The 16989-nt window shown below is 62.2% G+C and carries 9 protein-coding genes; 2 read left to right on the top strand and 7 right to left on the bottom strand.

Annotated features, from left to right (window positions below; all coding sequences use genetic code 11):
- Window positions 1-10 precede the first annotated feature (10 nt).
- Window positions 11-3646 (bottom strand): tetratricopeptide repeat protein, encoded by a 3636-nt coding sequence (locus tag GNK13_RS14670; protein ID WP_164103305.1) that lies wholly within the window; start codon window positions 3644-3646, stop codon window positions 11-13.
- 204 nt (window positions 3647-3850) lie between these two features.
- On the opposite strand from GNK13_RS14670, the gene GNK13_RS14665 reads away from it, so the two are divergent.
- Window positions 3851-5332 carry a sulfatase family protein gene (locus GNK13_RS14665; protein ID WP_235935180.1) on the top strand — a complete coding sequence of 494 codons (1482 nt, stop codon included), beginning with the start codon at window positions 3851-3853 and terminating at the stop codon, window positions 5330-5332.
- Window positions 5333-5395: 63 nt separating this feature from the next.
- On the opposite strand, the gene GNK13_RS14660 is transcribed toward GNK13_RS14665, so the two are convergent.
- The 6 genes from GNK13_RS14660 to GNK13_RS14635 form a co-directional block, all read right to left on the bottom strand.
- Window positions 5396-6907: a sulfatase gene (locus GNK13_RS14660; protein ID WP_164103304.1), complete on the bottom strand. Its 1512-nt coding sequence runs from the start codon at window positions 6905-6907 to the stop codon at window positions 5396-5398.
- Between the two features lie 108 nt (window positions 6908-7015).
- Window positions 7016-9379: a DUF4034 domain-containing protein gene (locus GNK13_RS14655; RefSeq protein ID WP_164103303.1), complete on the bottom strand. Its 2364-nt coding sequence runs from the start codon at window positions 9377-9379 to the stop codon at window positions 7016-7018.
- Between the two features lie 44 nt (window positions 9380-9423).
- Window positions 9424-10254 carry an amidohydrolase family protein gene (locus GNK13_RS14650; RefSeq protein ID WP_203329076.1) on the bottom strand — a complete coding sequence of 277 codons (831 nt, stop codon included), beginning with the start codon at window positions 10252-10254 and terminating at the stop codon, window positions 9424-9426.
- Complete coding sequence (locus GNK13_RS14645) at window positions 10251-11033, bottom strand: amidohydrolase family protein (protein WP_164103302.1); 783 nt, start codon at window positions 11031-11033, stop codon at window positions 10251-10253. The genes GNK13_RS14650 and GNK13_RS14645 overlap by 4 nt, the downstream gene beginning before the upstream one ends.
- Window positions 11034-11218: 185 nt before the next feature.
- Entirely contained in the window at window positions 11219-12592 is a 1374-nt protein-coding gene (locus GNK13_RS14640) for a DUF1501 domain-containing protein (protein ID WP_164103301.1), read from the bottom strand.
- A gap of 59 nt (window positions 12593-12651) precedes the next feature.
- Window positions 12652-15267, bottom strand: coding sequence for a PSD1 and planctomycete cytochrome C domain-containing protein (locus tag GNK13_RS14635; protein WP_164103300.1), 2616 nt, complete (start codon window positions 15265-15267; stop codon window positions 12652-12654).
- A 418-nt stretch (window positions 15268-15685) separates the two neighbouring features.
- Here GNK13_RS14635 and GNK13_RS14630 point away from each other — a divergent pair, with 418 nt between their 5' ends.
- Window positions 15686-16969, top strand: coding sequence for a sulfatase-like hydrolase/transferase (locus GNK13_RS14630; RefSeq protein WP_164103299.1), 1284 nt, complete (start codon window positions 15686-15688; stop codon window positions 16967-16969).
- Window positions 16970-16989 lie beyond the last annotated feature (20 nt).

Genomic DNA, 16989 nt, shown 5'->3' with positions numbered 1-16989 from the left:
AAGTGTCCAGCTAGGGATGAATTAGATTGTAAGAGCTGGCCCGCACGCGTTGCCCCGCTTCGAGAGCCGGGAGAAAAGAGGAGCTTTGCTCGAGCTCAAGATCGACGAGCCACGTATTGGAGTCGACGGCGGTGGCGGTCGCGGGGACCCGCTCCGTGGCGTTGCCCATCGTGATGCGGACCAGCACCGAGTAACCACCCGCTTGCTGGCTCAGTCTTTCTCGTAGCCACTCCATCTCGACCACCTCGCCCGCGAGCTGCTCGTCCTCGACCGAATCGTCCTCGACCGAATCGTCCGCAGGTTCACTCGCGGGCGAACCGGCCTGCGACGAGAGCGAGAGATAGCGGGCGTACAGCGTCTCGGCATCGACCGGTAGCGTTTCTTTGGTGGCCAATCGGTCCGCCCACGGCGTGCCGTTGTTCTTCCAGAGATAGCCGCTGGTGTCGTCGCCGACGAACTGCGTGGTTTCCGAAGCAAGCTGCATCGCCAGGGGAAGCGAGAGCTGGGCGTAGGGGCGATCGCTACGGAGCACGTCGATGGCAATGTAGCCTTGGCTCTCGCGGAGCGTTTCCTCCCAAGCGAGCGGCAACAAAGATCCGTTGCTGGCGACCTTTCCCCGGCCGACGCTCAGGATGATATCGACCGCGTTCGGGGCACGGATCGTCCACTGCGAGTCGAGGGTCTCGGACGACGCGGTGGTGATGCGGGACACCGAGGCTTCGGGACCAAGCACGGCCGTCACCGCGTCGGCGATCTCCGTTTCGCTCAGGCTCCGCGGTTTGGTTTCGACGAGCAAGTACGATTCACTTGGCGAAAGATGAGTAAGGCTCAGCGGCGCATCGGAATCGGAGAACCATTTGGCCAGCTCCCCGTTGTGCAGCACGTACGCGCGATTCAGTTCGGACGCGTACCACGATCCTCGCTCTTGGCTATCCAACGGGCTCAGCGCTTCACGCACCTCCGCATCCTTGCCGCGCGCGGCATGATAAGAAGCCCACAGCGCAGGATCGTCCAGCTTTTTGAGGAGCGTCGTGAGCTCGCTTTCCTCCGCTTCCGTGGAGCGGATCAGAGCTTCGGCGAGCGTCCGTTGGAGATGCGCGAATTCCCAGCCTTCGGGATCGGCGGCGTACAGCAAGGTGCGGCGATGCGTGGCCACGGTTTCCCAGTCGCGCTGCCGCTCGGCGATCGCTCCGTTCATCTCCGTCACCGCAGTAACGATCTCGGCTTGCTCGGGCGTCGCATCGCGAGTGGGCTGCGTGCCGAGCAGTGAAACGGAGATCAGACCAGCCAACTCCGCATCGAGCCGCTGGGCCACCCGGTCGCAGATTTCGTCGAGGGTGGCTTGCCAGGCCGGGGAGCTCGAATCGGTCAGCAAGGGAAGAACGTGGCCGAGCCGCACCGCAGTCCGGCCTCGCTGCCGAGCCACGGCGTCGCGGGCGTAGGAGAGCTCCGAGTACGAATCGGGTTCGACGTCACCGAAAGCCTGGAGGCAAGCGACCCAGTGACGATCGGCTGTTTCCGCGTCGCCGGCCCAGGTCGCCAAAGCAGCATCGATCGCCGCAGTGGCGATCTCGGCCGAGGGCTGGGGGAGCTCGGCGAGTGAACTGCGAAGAGTCTCCGCGGCCTCCTGGTCCCGACGTTGAATCAGTATCTCCACGGTCTGCCAGCAGAGAGCCGGATCGCCGGCGAATCGCCTCAGTGCCTCTTCGTATCGTCCGAGCGAAGCGAGGGAATTATTGAGATACCAAGGAATTTCATCCTGCAGATAGGCGTCCGGCGATTTCGGCATGGAGGCGTCTGCCGCGGTGGTTTCCTTCGTCGCTGGCGATGCCTCGGCCGACAGCGTCGGCTGCGCGTCGAGCCACGCGGAGAGGTGGGTCACAGCTTCCTCATACCGATCCTCTTGCCAAGCCGCCCAGCCTCGCGCCACGGCGATGCTCGGCAACTTCTGCTGCTCTTCGGAAAGCGTGGCGAGGAGCTCCTCCAGCACGGCCGGGTCCGTGTAATAATCTTCGAGGTACAGGTCGGCGGCAATTTTCTCCATCAATTCCGCAAAGTCCTCTCGCTTTCGTAGTTCATCGAGTTCACCGCTCTCCAAACTCCACGTGATCAGCCACTGCTGCATCTGGTCGCGAAGTCCGGCAGGAGTTTCCTCGCGGTTCAATTCGTCGTCGCGGGATTCAGCGCTAGTGGATCCTGCGACGCCTTCGTCCGGTTCGCTCGCCGGAATCGCCGCAGCTAATTGTTTGAGTGCATTCCGGACGTCTCCTTCGGCGCGGCCCCGAGCTGCGTGCGCAAGGGTTTTCCAGAGCTCGGGCAGCCCTTCAGTTTCGGCGATGGCTGCTTCGATCGCGACGAGCAATGCGGCTTTCTCTTTCCCCTGCCCGAGCAATTGAAACAGATAAGATTGGGGATGGTCGCTGCGGCGGAGCATGCGGAGGATTTCTCCGGCATGCTCAGCCTGCGCTTCGGGAAGCATCCAATAAAAAATTAGGGTGTCGTTGGGGCAGATCGTTAAGCAGCGCAGATAGTGCTCGGCCGTTTTCGTGCTGTCTTGCAACTGTTCGTAGGCGACAGCCGAAACGAGATTCGCTGAAGGGTGGTAGGGATAAATCTTTCGCAACCGGTCCGCCGTTTGGAGAGCCGCTTCCGGGTCTCCAGTACTATTCTGGCTGACCCCCAGTGACGCAAGTATTCCCGGAACCGCTTCCGGTCGTTTAGCTTTCCGAAACACCTCGGCGGCGCGAGCATAATCATCGAGATGTTGGTAGCCGCGACCGATGCTTAGCAATCCCCGGTCGCGATCGTAGGGCAGCATCTGGATTCGCTCAGCCCGTTCGAGCAGAGAACGCGCGCGGCTGTTCTCGCCACTCAGGCTCGCGTTGGTCGCATCGTAGACGAGCTGTTCAACCTCGTCGAAGCCGCCGACATCATCGGCAAAGAGGTGCCGGCAGTAGTGCCCGTATTCGTCGCTCATGCGGCGGCCCACGTCGGAATCAAACCAGTCATACAATTCCCACTGACCATCCTTGTAGAGCACGTACCAGGTTTGCAGGCTGGCTAAGCTGTTGGTCTCATAAAATACGACGGAGATTCGAGCGGTGTCTGGTGCCGAGTCCTCCTCGATATCGAGGATCGTATAAAGCGCTTGGGGAGTCGGCTCAGGGACCGCGATGTCGAGCGATTCGCGAAGCTGGAACTGGTGGAGCAGATTCATCTCTTTGCCGTGCGGGCTGTTCATGACAGCCGCGAAGAAGAAGTCCTTTTCGGGTGGCTCCGCGGTCCCCTGGGTCGCGAGGGTGACGCGGTTTTCAAACCAACTTCGGAGCTCGTCGGCTCGTGGATGATTCGGGAGCGGAGGTTCAGCCGATTGTGCATAGCGCTCGAGTGCCGCGGCCAAGGCGGAGGCGTCCTCGTCGCCCCGCCCACTACGTTCTGGCAGCACGACTGAGACCGAAGGCTGTACGGCCTGCTGAATGCCAAAATACGCCAAGCCACAAGCGGCGATGATCATCGCCAGCATCGCGGCAGCGATGATCGCTAACACGATCAGCAGCGTTTTCAATCCACTGCCGCTTTGCGCGGTGTCGACCGGAGCAGCTGACCAAGGGGACGGTTCGCCGCCGGGGTACGGTGTCTGACTCATGAGCCCTGGGGTCCCGAAGTTGAGCACGGGGGATTCTTCCATCGCCCCAATGGTACTCCGTCCTCAGAGCCCCTGCCCCCCCGCGCTCTGTGCCGACTCTGCTCGGCGACCGCTCGTCTATAGTATCAGAACCGCTGCGGCGCTTTGGGATGGCCTCAATCGGGGGCGGCGGGGTTTCTAGACTTTCAACTCGAGTGACTGCGGATGCTCCACGCTTGCACCGGAACACAGGCCCAAACTCTGGCTGCCGTCCACCGCGGTTGCCGCTGGACGCTGGCGTCGTTTTTTGCGGTTGTGCTGGCAGGGCTGATGCCAGCCGAATCGCACTCGACGGCGGGACGGCTGGGGCTGAGCCGGACTGCGGTTGCTCAGGAGCGGCCGAACTTCCTGCTGATCGTGGCCGACGACCTCGGCTTCGGAGACGTTTCCTACCAGCGTTCGGATTCGAGTCGCGACGAAGGAGAGGTGCGGACGCCGAACATCGACCGGATCGGTGCCGAGGGGATGCGGTTCGCAAACATGCGGGCCAACTGCACGGTCTGTTCGCCCTCGCGGGCGGCGATCCTCAGCGGGCGGTATCCGAACCGGGTGGGGGTTCCGGGGGTGATCCGGACCCATGCGGAAAATTCTTGGGGCTTTTTGGCTCCGTCGGTCCCCACGCTCGCCAATGTGCTGGGCGATGCGGGCTACGACACGGCGATCGTTGGCAAATGGCATTTGGGGCTCGAGTCGCCCAACACGCCGAATGAACGCGGGTTTGATTTTTTTCATGGTTTCCTCGGCGACATGATGGACGACTACTGGAACCATCGCCGCCATGGAAACAACTACATGCGTCTCAATGGTGAGGAGATCGACCCCGAAGGGCACGCCACCGATTTGTTTGCCGCATGGGCGGCCGATTATCTTCGTCAGCGGGGAGGGGGCAATGCGGCAGGGGGCGAACGGCAGAAGCCTTTCTTTCTGTATCTGGCTTTCAACGCTCCCCATTTCCCGATTCAGCCCCCGGCGGAATGGCTTGAGCGGGTTCGTGAGCGGGCTCCGCAGATGGACGAGAAGCGGGCGGCGAACGTCGCTTTCGTCGAACACCTCGACGCGGGAATTGGACGCGTGCTCGACGCGCTCCGTGAGTCGGGGCTCGAGTCCAATACGATCGTCGTCTTCACTTCGGACAACGGAGGCTCACTGCCGCACGGCCAAAACAATGATCCGTGGCGGGATGGCAAGCAGAGCCATTATGACGGCGGGCTGCGGGTGCCATTCGCCGTTCGCTGGCCACAGCGGATCGAGGCGGGCTCGCGGAGCGATTACGTCGGGCTGAGCTTTGACGTGTATCCGACCTTCGTGGAGCTAGCGGGAGCCGCGCCTCCGGCGGGGCTCGACGCGGTGAGCCTCGTGCCGGCGTTCTCGGGGAAGCCGCCAGCGGAAGCACGCGAGCTGTACTTCACGCGTCGCGAAGGAGGACCAAGGTATGGAGGGAAAAGCTACGACGCGCTGATCCGCGGCGATTGGAAACTGATGCAGAACGATCCCTACTCGCCGCTCGAGTTGTACAACTTGAAGGAAGACCCTCAGGAGTCGCGGAACCTGATCGACGAGAAGCGGCAGGTCGCCCGCGGGTTGCAGATCTCTCTGCAGCGTCACATCCAACGCGGCGGCGAGTTCCCCTGGCAGGCCGCTGACTGAGGCGGCCCGACTGAGGCGGCCCGACTGAGGCAACGGCCCGACTGAGGCGGCGGCGCACACGAATCAGCGATTCAGTTGGGCGTCGTCGATCGGCTTGCCTTCCCACACCCAAGCGTCCCCCTCGCGGACGAGGATCCGGTGGGCGCTGCCGGGGACCGGCGGGCGCGACGACTCGGGAAGCCAGCGGCGGTGCTCGGCGATGACGCGCGCGATCGCCGGATCGGTGGTCGCGGCGGCTGCGAGATTCCGCCACTCGTTCGGATCGGTCTGCGTGTCGTACAGTTCTTCCGAACCGTCGGCATAGCGGATGTACCGCCACCGCTCCGAGCGAACTCCGTGGTTGTCTGGATTATGCGTGGTGATCGCAGGCCGCTCCCGTGGAGCCATCGGATCGTTCAACTGAGGCACCAGGCTCAGCCCCTCCAGTTGTTCGCCCACCGGTAAGCCGCACAGTTCGCTGAGTGTCGGGTAGATGTCGAGCAGTTCGGCGGGGCGGTGGGAGGCTTGGCCCGAGCGGATGCCGGGGCCAGCGAAAATCAGCGGTACGCGGGTGCCGTCGTCCCACAGCGTGTTCTTGCCGCTGATTTCTTTCTCGCCCAGATGGAAGCCATGGTCGCTCCAGAGCACGACGATCGTGTCGTCGGCATGACCGCTGGCCTCGAGGGCCGCGAGCACGCGACCGATTTGGCTGTCGACAAAGCTGATCGAAGCCAGATAGGACTGCACGAGCGGCCGCCACTGATTCGCCTCCCGCAGCCAACGCAACCTCGGCTCGGGGAGATCCCAGTGCAGGTACCACGAAAACATCGGCGTGTCGTCGCGGTCGCTTGGCTGCAGCGGAGGCATTTGAAGCGTCGCGTCGGGGTACAGGTCGAACCACTTCTGCGTGGCGTAGCAGGGGACGTGCGGCAGGAAGAACCCGACCGACATGAAGAACGGCTCCTCCTCGGGCATCTTTTCCAACTGATCGACCGCCCACGAAGCGACTCGCCAATCTCCCTTGTCCTCGTCGCGATGGGGAAAGGTTCCCCAGTCGACCAGCGGGTGATTGCCTTGCGGCGTGACGACCAATTTCTCTTCCGGCCGTGCGCCGACCGAAGCGTCGGGACCCCAGACGTCATACTCGGCGGTCCGCTGCGGGCGCGGGGGATAACCGCCGTGATAGATTTTCCCGGTCGTATAGGTCCGGTAGCCGTGACGCTTGAAGTGTTGAGGAAGGGTGGTGAGACCCTTGAACTCGGCAATCTGACGGAACCAGGGAGCCAGTCCATAGACTCCCGTCGTGCTCGGTCGCAGCCCAGTCATCAGGCTGGTCCGCGAAGGATTGCACAGCGGCGATTGGCAATGGGCGTTGGTGAAGGTGGTGCCGCGGGCGGCGAGCCGATCCATCGCTGGAGTCTGAGCCTGCGGATGTCCGCCGAGCGGTTCGACCCAATCATTCAGGTCGTCAACCGCGATCATCAACACGTTCGGTCGCTCGGGAGGTGCCCCGCGGAGTTCGGTCACAAACAGACTGACGCCCCACAGGGCGAGTAGCGCCGTGAGGGGCGCTGCGAAATGCCGGCGGAAATTCATAGCGAGGCAGGAGCGTAGGAGGAGAGGAACGCTGCGGGGCGAGGGGGCGCTGCCGTTTGAGGCTCCTCCAGGATGCACCAACCGCCGCTCCGCTGCAACGCAGCGTGGTCACTCTGCGGTGGGGAGGGCCTCGCTGGGATCGTCGCCCGCTTGCTCCGCGGCTGCCTGTTGTTCCGCCTCGACCTTCTCGAGGTGCTGGACCAGCATCGTGTGAGCCCCGTCCACCCATTCGCTGAGGCTGAGGAAGGTGGGCCGATTCGTAGAGGCAGGCAGATACGGAGCCTCGCTGATCAACTGATCGAAATAGAAACCGGCGTAAGCGATTTCCCCTTTGAACGCCGCGGCTTGCAGCATGAGATAGAAAGCCTCACTGCTGTTGTAACCGACCGGCGATGGCAGCAGCATTCCGCGGTGCATGCGATCGAGATCGACTGGTGTCGGTTTTAGACCACTCTCTGGGTGGAATCGCTTCTGGAGGCTTGCAGCGAGGATCGCGTAGTAAGCGTCTTGCTGCTCTGCCTCCGCGGCATCGGCAACGAGTTCGATAAAGCGGAGCACTTCCGAATGGCTCCCTCCCCACCGCGGCAGCCGATAGAAGGCGATGGAGGTATGGAGATCGAAGTAATCAGGAAATAGCTCTAACGCACGCTCACCAAATCGCTTCCTCTCCAAATGTGTCCAGCCGGCGATTCCTGTTTGGCCTCCCGCCAATAGGAACAAGGCTGGCTCCTCGCAGGAGTTTGCAAGCATCGAGCGAGCGATCAGGTCGGCTTTGGGAACATGCTGTTCGACCATCTCCCACCCGAAATCGGTCACCTTATGGCCCGCCTCCGAACCGCGGGCGGCCCAAGCGGTTGCCACGTAGTGATTTGCCAAGGCGATCCACGCGGTGAGCGAATCGGGATCTGCGTCGAGCCATTCGAGCAGTTTCTTTTCCCGCACTTGGTGGTCGCCGTCCTTCGACTGAAGAACTTGTCCGACGCAAAAAATCCAATCCGACTGGTAATCGGTAAAGCGGCGTTGCGGTGCACCCCAATAGCGAGTGCATCGCTCAATCTCATCAAACCGCTTTTCCTCAAGCAACTGCGCAATAATGTTGCCGAACGATTTAGGAGCGGAAGTGTTGTGGCCGGCCGGCTGGGCGACGTGCAGCGAGCCGTCGCTGATCGCCGCCAGCAGCGCACCACTGGCAGCAAGCGATCGGAGATGGGCCGATTTTTGAAGCGACGACTTCATCGGGCGATGCATGTGCGAGGTCCGGGTGTCAACCTCATACAGCCATACCGTGCGCCGATCGGTGGTGATTTGCGGACACTCGCCCCAAAGAGTGAGCCGCGGGGAGGCGCCGTCGCCGGAAAGCGCAATTTGTGACTCCAGGTGCATCGTTCGTGGGGTGGAACAGTGCTCCACATCGATCGGCTCGCCGGGCTCCGGAGCGGCACAGATGAAGTAGAAGAGCTTTCCGGCTGCGGCGAACTGGGGGCCATTGGCGGTAACCGATTGCACCGAGCCAGGAAAACCCGCCAAGCCACCATCCACGGTAAGGCTGTGCCCCTGGCGGCGGAACCAGCGAATCGCAGCATTTTCGTATCCAGCCAGCACGATTTGGCCTGCGGGGTCACAGGTGATGCTGAGCAGCTTCGGATGGTTCTGATGGTTTTGATTGGGCCACGTCGTCCCTTCGCTCTTGAAGGCGGCTCCCTCGAGGTTGAATAAAATCGCTTCGCCCTGCTTGGTGCCAGCGACCATCCAGCCGCTGGCGAGTCCGCCGCCGAGGAGGGTGCAGTCGCTCAGTTCGCCGGGCTTGAGTCCCTGGGCGACAATCCGTTTCGCCTCGCCACTTTCTATGTCCGCCGTCCACAAAGCACCGCCGTCGGCTAGATAGACGAGGTGTTGCCCGTCGTGATCGAGCAGCAGCTGATTCCCAGTGCGGCCGGGCAATCGGAGTACGGCCGAGGCGGGGCGGGGGACGATTTTTAGCTCGGCGTCGGAGGCGCCCGAAGCGTCGATGTCGAACAGCTGGCACTGTTCTCCGGTGGCGACGGCGACCACGGTTCCCGAGGCGGAGACGGCGATGGCTTCGGCCGTTTCGATCCCCTCAACTTTTAAAGACGCGCTAGGAGTCTCGGCCACGCGTGCCTGCTCGCGCAGCTGAAATTGGGCCAGCAATTCCGGGGCGAGATCCGCATCGTCTTGAGCGACCGCGGCATACTTGGCGAGCCGCTCGAGCACTTCGGTCCGGGTCGCCTGCTCTTCAAAAAACGCGGGGTCCTTGATCTCGGGCGGACCGCTTGGAGCCGCTTCTTGCTCGAAATAGCCGAGCACCGGCAGCCGCTCGTCGTCGCTGAGCGGGGTTCCGGCAGCGAACGATTCGGGAGCGAGCAAGCCGGGCACTGTCTTGCGGGCGACCCAAGCACCGCCGATCAGCAAGATCCCGCAGATACCAAGTCCAATCCGCGCACGTCCACTCATCGCAGCACCCTCGAAGGCTATGGGCAAGAGGGGACGATGGTAGCCTAATTGGGGGGCGGTGTCGAATGGATCCGCGCGACGAGGGGGGCCGCGTTGTCGCTCGCGATCGCGCGGCGGAGGGCTCCGCCGAGAGGCGACTCGCGGAGCTTGAGTTCGGCCGCTTCGAAGTAAAAGAACGGCGAAAACGATCCGAAAAGGATCCGCTCGACCGGTACGCTTTGGATCAACTTCTCTACGCCGCCGACCCCTTCCTGCGTCGCGATGTCGACGAACACTTTCCCCTTCTGTGCGAGTTCGCCGAGCAGCGGAAGCCGGACCGAACGTTGGCTGTTGAGCAGGATCAGCCTCAGCTCCTGAAGCTGCGGGTTCTCAGCGAGAAGGCTGGTGAGCGGGCTGACGTCGACCGCCGGTACCTGCATCAGAGGATGTTGGGTGCGGGGGTCTTCGAGCTGGACGGCAATCTGCACGAGCATCCCGCGAGCGGTCGCCTGCTCGAGCAATTCGATGCATGCTGGGCTTTGCAAACCGTAGCCATGGAAATTCGGATGCAGGCGGATGCCTTGCATCCCGAGGTCTTCATGGCAGCGGCGAAGTTGCTCCTCCCAGTCGGGCAGCACGGGATTGACGCTTCCCATCGGGAGCAGCCGCTCGCCGCCGTGCGTGCGGCACTCTTCGGCCAAGCGGGTGTTGACCGAGCCGAGGTCCTCGTGCAGGAGGGCTTCGAAGCTTCCCGCCCAGGCCTGGGTGACTCCCCGCTCTCGCAGCTTGGCCACCAGACGCGGCGTGTCGTCGAGCGGCAGACGGCGAAAGGGCCACTGTGACAAGTAGACATTGACGTCGATCACGGGCACATCGGTCACGGGCACTTCGGTCACAGGGCGTACCCCTTGTCGCGAAAGATTGGCGTCAGCAGCCGCTTGAGGTTTCCGCCGAGAATCTGGGTGCGGTCTGTGGGGCGGATCTCCGCTCCGTAGACCTTGCCCAGCTGCGAGGCGAAGCTCCGCCCTCCAATGTCGCTGCCATAGATTACGCGTTCGGCACCGAGCTCCCGAACCGCCATCTCGACCATCCCGGCCGTCGGATCGCTGCCGCCGATCCCAACCGAGACGTTTGGGGAATTGCGGACCGCGCGGATGCCTCGCTCCCAGTCGCCACCGGTATGGCCGCAGACGAGGGACACCTCCGGATGGCGTGCAGCCAGAATGGCGATATCAGTCGGAGTCGATTCACCAGCCAGATTGCCGCCGACCTTCAGCCAGGTGTGCTGGTAAATGAGCGCCTTCAGTTCCCCGGCCCGCCGGACGAGGGCGTCGAGCGATTGCTCGCTGCACCGCTCGGCGGTCCACAGTTTGACGCCAACCATTGGGCCGTTGGCGATGCACCGCTCCAACTCGTCCAGGCTTTCCTGCTCGTGTTTGGGGTTCAGGTAGACGAATCCATAGCAGCGATTCGGATGACCGCTGATCGCTTCGAGGACTTCGTCGTTCTCCCGGCGGAAGTCATCCGGAGTGGGGTCGGTGGACCACTGCATCCCCATGAAGAAACACAGCCGCTCGACGCCCATGCGGTCGGCGTAATCGAGCAACCTCGCGATCCGCTCCCCCGGCGTTTGGCCAGCCACGCCGCTAAGATGACAGTGCAGGTCCCAAATCATGCTCGGTGAAACTCTTGCCGAAGGAATATACGCGAGCACTCCGGTGCCGCATTCCTCCCGATCTTACTCGCTCGCGGAAGTCGGGTGGGGTTTCGTGCCCGTCGAAAATAGTCGCCTTTCGCTCCGCGAAAGTTGTGTGTCTGCGCTACTTTCGCGGAGCGAAAGGCGACCCTCCACCCTCACACTCAGGAGGCGATGATCGGCGAGACAACCTTGCCGTGGACATCGGTCAGCCGGAAATCGCGGCCTCCGTAGCGGTAGGTCAGTTGTTCATGGTCCAGGCCGAGCAGGTGGAGCATGGTGGCGTGCAGGTCGTGCAGGTGGACCGGATCCGCGACCGCCTTGCGGCCGAACTCGTCGGTGGCTCCATGCGCGTAGCCGCCGCGAGTGCCTCCGCCGGCCATCCAGACGGTGAATCCGTCCGCGTTATGTCCGCGTCCCGTCTCGTACTGGACCTGGGGCAGCCGACCGAATTCGCCTGCCCAGACGACCAGCGTCTCGTCGAGCAACCCGCGCTGCTTGAGGTCTTTGAGCAGCGCCGCGATGGGCTGGTCGGTAGCTCCGCAGGTTCGCTTCAAGCCCGACTCGAGATTGCGGTGATGGTCCCAGGAGCCGTGACCGAGTTCGATGAAGCGAACACCCGCTTCGACGAACCGCCGGGCCAGCAGGCATTGCCGCCCAAAATTGTCGGTCTGTTTCTCATCCACTCCATACATCTTCAGTGTCTCACGGGACTCGTCCGACAGATCCATCACCTTGGGCGCAACATCTTGCATCCGCGCTCCAAGTTCGAACGAGTCGATCAACCCTTCGACACTCGACTCGTCGTAGGAAGCGTTGAGATTCTGAAGCATATCGAGCTGGGCCCGCTGGACGCCGCGGGGAAGTTTCTCGTTGCGCATGTTTTGGAAGGACGCATCTTTGAGCGAACGCCCTTCCCAGCCGATGCGGGCGCCCTGATAGGCCGCGGGCAAAAAGGCGCTGCCGAAGTTCGCCGGGCCGCCGAACACGCGGCTGGGGTTGATCGTGATGAACCCGGGGAGATCTTGGTTTTCAGTTCCCAATCCATACAGCACCCATGAGCCGATCGAGGGTCGGGTGAACTGAAAGCTGCCGGTATGCATCTGCGGCATCGCCAACGGGTGCGCCGAGCTGTCGGTCTGCATGCTGCGGATCACGCACAGATCGTCGGCGCATTGGGCCAAGTGGGGGAAGAGATCGGAGACCCACAGACCGCTTTCACCCCGCTGCTTGAATTTCCACGGCGATCCGAAGAGCGTATCTTTTTTGCCATACTCTTTGCCATGATTCTTGTTCAACTCAGGTTTGTAGTCGAACGTGTCCATCTGCGACGGCCCGCCGCGCATGAACAGGAAAATGACTCGTTTCGCCCGGGCTGGGAAATGGCTGGGACGAGGAGCGGTAGGGCTTTGTTCGACTTGAGGTTTATCGGCGGCTCGAGCCGCTTCGGCAGCCAAGCTGGCAAAGGCGGTATATCCAAACCCGCAGCTGAGCGTTTGCAACAAGTGGCGACGCGACAGTGGCATGGGAGTGGTCATGGCTGATTCCCCTGAATTCAATAAGTAGAGTTGTCTGCGTGCAGCGGCGGAGCAGCGGGTTAACGCGGGGCAGCCGCCAAGGCATCGGAGCGGGCATTGGTGGGCGAATGGATCAAATAGCGAAACTCCGCGCTGCCGAACAGCGTTTGGACAAAGCTCGCCAGCGCGACCGTTTGCCGCCGATCCTCCTCCGGGTATTGCTCGGTCAGCAATGCGGAGGTGCCTTGCAAATACTCGCGAACAGCCGCCAGTTCGTCGGGACTCGGGGGTCGCGAGAGGATCCGCTGGTATGCCAAGCGAATCCTGGCATCCGTCTGCTCCGGCTCGGCTTCCATTAGCAAGCGAGCTGTCGCTTCGGATTGTTCCAAGGCAAATTCATTGTTGAGAAAAAACAGGGCTTGCTGAGCGGTGGTGGTTTCCGCACGGTCGCCGACCACTAAGCTGCTCGCGGCAAAGTCGAATTCTTGCAGCATGTACGATGTGTAATGCCGCACCACTGGTTGGTAAACCGTTCGATGGGTGTTGGCGGGATTGAGCTTCTCGTAGGAGACGCCGCGGGCCAATTGCTGCCCGAGCGCCGTCACTGGAGATCCTTCGGGGCGCGCCGCATCCAATTGGCCGCTGACCGCTAGCATCGCATCGCGGAGCGGCTCGACTTCCAGACGCCGAGGAGTCATGCGCCACAGCAGGCGGTTCTGGGGGTCGTGGCGAAAATTGTCCGCCGCTTTTTGGGTGCTCAGTTGGTAAGTGCGGCTGAGTACGAGCGAGCGAATCAAACGCTTCACCGACCACCCGTGTTCCATGAATTCGACGGCCAGATGGTCGAGCAACTGGGGGTGGCTCGGAGCTTCTCCCAGCACGCCGAAGTTGTTGACCGTCGGCACCAATCCCCGGCCGAACAGGTGATGCCAGACGCGGTTGACCATCACGCGGGCCGTGAGTGGATTGTGGGGGCTTGCGATCCAGCGAGCCAGCTCCAGTCGGCCGCTCGCCTCGTTAGGGATTTCGGAGGCACCCTCGACCGTGAACGCTTTGAGGAAACCTCGGGGAACCTGTTCCCCCTTCTCGCCGGGATCGCCACCGATCGCGACATGCGTGTCGATCGGTTTGCCATCCCTGGCTCCCATCGCGTACTGCGGCGGCTTCGGAGCTTCGGCGCGAAGCTTTTTCAGCTTGGCATTTAGCGCCGCAACCTCTTTCTCGAGCGTCTTCAGTTCGGCCGCGGCGTCCTCGGCCGCCTCTTCCTGCTTCGCGGCATCCTTCTTTTCATCGTTCTTGTTCTCGTTGTCCTTGTTCGCGTCGCCCTTATTTTCGGGCGCTGCCTTCTTTTCAGCCGCTTTCAGTTTCTTGAGCTTCTCCTGTTTCGCCGTCAGCGCCTTTTCAGTCTTGGCGAGCTCCTGTTGGTGAGCTTGAAACTTGGCGTGTTGCTCTTCGGCGTTTGGACCGAAGGGGATCGTGTCGCTCGGATGCCGGCTGTATTGGATTTTCGTGGTGCCGTAGAGCGTGTCGGTGCTCATGAAGATGCCGGCCAGCGCGTAGTAATCTTCGTCTGGGATAGGATCAAATTTATGGTCGTGGCATCGCGCGCAGCCGACGGTCAGGCCCAGGAACGCTTCGGTCGTCGTTTTGATCTGGTCGTCGACCATGTCCATGAGGAAATCGCGGGTTCCAGCGTTATGTCGCTTGGGACCGACGGCGAGAAAACCTGTCGCCAAACGCTGTTCATCGCGCTCTTCGGGGGACGAACTCGGCAGCAAATCTCCGGCTATCTGTTCGATGATGAATTGGTCATACGGTTTGTCGTCATTAAACGAATCGATCACATAGTTGCGATAGGGCCAGGCGTGGGGATAGGTAAAGTTGAACTCCATGCCGCTCGATTCGGCATACCTCGCCAGATCCAGCCAGTGGCGTCCCCAACGTTCGCCGAACTGCGGCGAGTTGAGCAGTTCGTCGACGATCCGCGTGAACGCTTCGGTGCTCGGGGCGGCGGCAAATTGCTCGACCGTTTCGGGGCTGGGGGGCAGCCCGGTGAGGTCAAAGTGGACGCGGCGAATCAGCTTGCGAGGATCGGCATCGGGCACCGGTTGCAAGCCTTCGGATTCCAGCCGCGCGAGCACGAATCGGTCGAGATCGGTGCGAGGCCATTCGGGATTGGCGACCGTGGGGAGCTCGCTCTTGACCGGCTCGTGGAAGGACCACAGTTGCTCGGCCGACTTGGCCTGTGCGATCCGCCGCAATTCTTCGGGGTCTTCGTTCCGTGGGTCCGGGGCACCGATCGAAACCCAGTGCTCGAAGTCGGCGACGACCGAGTCCGGGAGAGGTTCATCCGGAGGCATCTGCAGATCCCCCTGATACCGCAATGCCTGCAGCAGCAAGCTTGCATCGGGATCGCCCGGCACGATCGCTGCTTCTCCGCTGACTCCTCCGCGGCGCATGCCAGCTCGCGAATCGAGCGCATACTCTGCGTCCGCTGCTCCGCCTTCATGGGTGTGGCAGTCGTAGCATCGGTTCACCAACACCGGACGGATTCGCTCTTCAAAGAATTCGCGTTCAGAATCCGTCAGCGGGTCCGTCTTGTCCGGATGGGGATCGGCGGCGTGGGCTGCGATACTACCGAATGCCAACGCCACGAGCGGCGCGATCACGAACGGTTGAATCGTGAGGCGGGGCATGGGTCTCCTCGCTGGTTCTGGCTGCGAAGTGGCTCAGGTGGGACTGGCGAGCCGGGAGGTGGGTAGTCGGCGGGCAGGGGTCGAGAGGCGGAACCTCGATCGACAAAGCCAAGGCCTCGAGCAAACGATGCGGGACGCAGTGGTCCTTCGTTTCACTGCCGAGGCACGAATGGCTGCCGTCGTGCGACGGGGAATGGACCGTGCAAGATCCATTCCGGCTGGTCACCTGATGCTGATCAGGGGTCGCAGGTGCTTTAGCATAACAGAAATCCGCGGAGCAGGGCGAGAACGATTGGTGTTTCTTCTCCGCCGCTCTGGGGTTGCGGTTATCCTCAGGCATCGAAACGCAGCAAAGCGGTGGGCCGAGGGGGCGGGAGCCGAGCCGCGAGAACTCATTTTACCCAGGAGCACGGTGCTGATGGTTGCACGCGCGTTGGCTTGCCTATGGATCGCCCTGTCCCTTGCGGCGCTTGCCTCAGAGGCTTCAGCGAAGCCCAACATTATTCTGATCATGGCGGACGATGTGGGGTACGAATGTTTCGGGTGCTATGGCAGCGAGCAGTACGAAACGCCCCACATCGATCGAATGGCGGCCGAAGGGATCCGCTTTGAGCATTGTTACTCGCAGCCGCTGTGCACCCCGAGTCGTGTGAAAATCATGACCGGGTTGTCGAACGTTCGCAATTATTCTGCGTTCTCGGTGCTGAACCGCGACCAACGGACCTTCGCCCACCGATTCAAAGAAGCCGGATACGCCACCTTCGTCGGTGGAAAGTGGCAGTTGCTCGGAGCGGAGCACTACGCGGAGCGATTCCGTGGGAAGGGGAGCTGGCCGGAGCAAGCCGGTTTCGACCGCTGCTGTTTGTGGCAGGTCGACCGGCTGGGCGAGCGGTACTGGAATCCACTGCTGTACATCGACGGGCAGAATCGCCAGTTCGCCCCCGAAGAGTACGGTCCGGAGATCGTCACCGAGCATCTCCTGAAGTTCATGCAGGAGAACCGCGACCGGCCGTTCTTCATCTACTACCCGATGATCCTGGTCCATGATCCGTTTGAGCCGACGCCGGACAGCGATTCGCGGGAGGAGAAGAACAAGACGCAAAATTTCCGCGACATGGTCCACTACGCCGATAAAATCGTCGGCCGCATCATTGCCGAGACCGAGGCTCTGGGGATTGCCCAAGAGACGCTGATCCTCTTCGTGGGCGACAACGGAACGCATCGCGGCATCCGGTCAACGCTGCACGGCCGCACGGTCCGCGGGGGCAAAGGAGAGACCACCGACGCCGGGACCCGCGTCCCGCTGGTCGCTTACCAGCCCGGGACGGTGCCCGGCGGCGTGGTCAATCGCGATTTGATCGACTTCTCAGATTTCGTGCCCACCTTTCAAGAAGCCATCGGTGCGGTGACGCCTGCGGAACTCGACGGCGTCAGCTTCGCGCCGCAGCTGCGTGGAGAAGCGGGAACGCCGCGCCCGTGGATGTACTGCTACTACAACCCGCGGCCGGAAAAATCGAAGCCGCAGCGGTTCGTCCGCGACCAGCGGTGGAAGCTCTATGGGGATGGACGCTTCTACGACGTGGAGAACGACCCCCTCGAGCAGGAACCGCTGCAGATTCGCAATCAGGCTTATCACAAGCTCGCCGCGGCACTCGCCTCGATGCCCGCCGAGGGACAAACGTTGCTCCGCTTCGCCGACTAGCCGCCGCGGGAATCGGGCGG

Origin of the sequence: Candidatus Laterigemmans baculatus (genome assembly GCF_010367455.1) — a bacterium.
GTDB classification, from domain to species: domain Bacteria; phylum Planctomycetota; class Planctomycetia; order Pirellulales; family Pirellulaceae; genus Laterigemmans; species Laterigemmans baculatus.
The sequence above is the reverse complement of the archived record's forward strand: the minus strand, read 5'-3'. Positions and strand labels throughout refer to the sequence as shown.

Bases quoted from the DNA above. Each gene is read 5' to 3' on its own strand.
- GNK13_RS14635 (WP_164103300.1), bottom strand. From the start codon at position 15,267: ATGCCCCGCCTCACGATTCAACCGTTCGTGATCGCGCCGCTCGTGGCG.
- GNK13_RS14640 (WP_164103301.1), bottom strand. From the start codon at position 12,592: ATGACCACTCCCATGCCACTGTCGCGTCGCCACTTGTTGCAAACGCTC.
- GNK13_RS14660 (WP_164103304.1), bottom strand. From the start codon at position 6,907: ATGAATTTCCGCCGGCATTTCGCAGCGCCCCTCACGGCGCTACTCGCC.
- GNK13_RS14655 (WP_164103303.1), bottom strand. From the start codon at position 9,379: ATGAGTGGACGTGCGCGGATTGGACTTGGTATCTGCGGGATCTTGCTG.
- GNK13_RS14670 (WP_164103305.1), bottom strand. From the start codon at position 3,646: ATGAGTCAGACACCGTACCCCGGCGGCGAACCGTCCCCTTGGTCAGCT.
- GNK13_RS14630 (WP_164103299.1), top strand. From the start codon at position 15,686: ATGGTTGCACGCGCGTTGGCTTGCCTATGGATCGCCCTGTCCCTTGCG.
- GNK13_RS14645 (WP_164103302.1), bottom strand. From the start codon at position 11,033: ATGATTTGGGACCTGCACTGTCATCTTAGCGGCGTGGCTGGCCAAACG.
- GNK13_RS14665 (WP_235935180.1), top strand. From the start codon at position 3,851: ATGCTCCACGCTTGCACCGGAACACAGGCCCAAACTCTGGCTGCCGTC.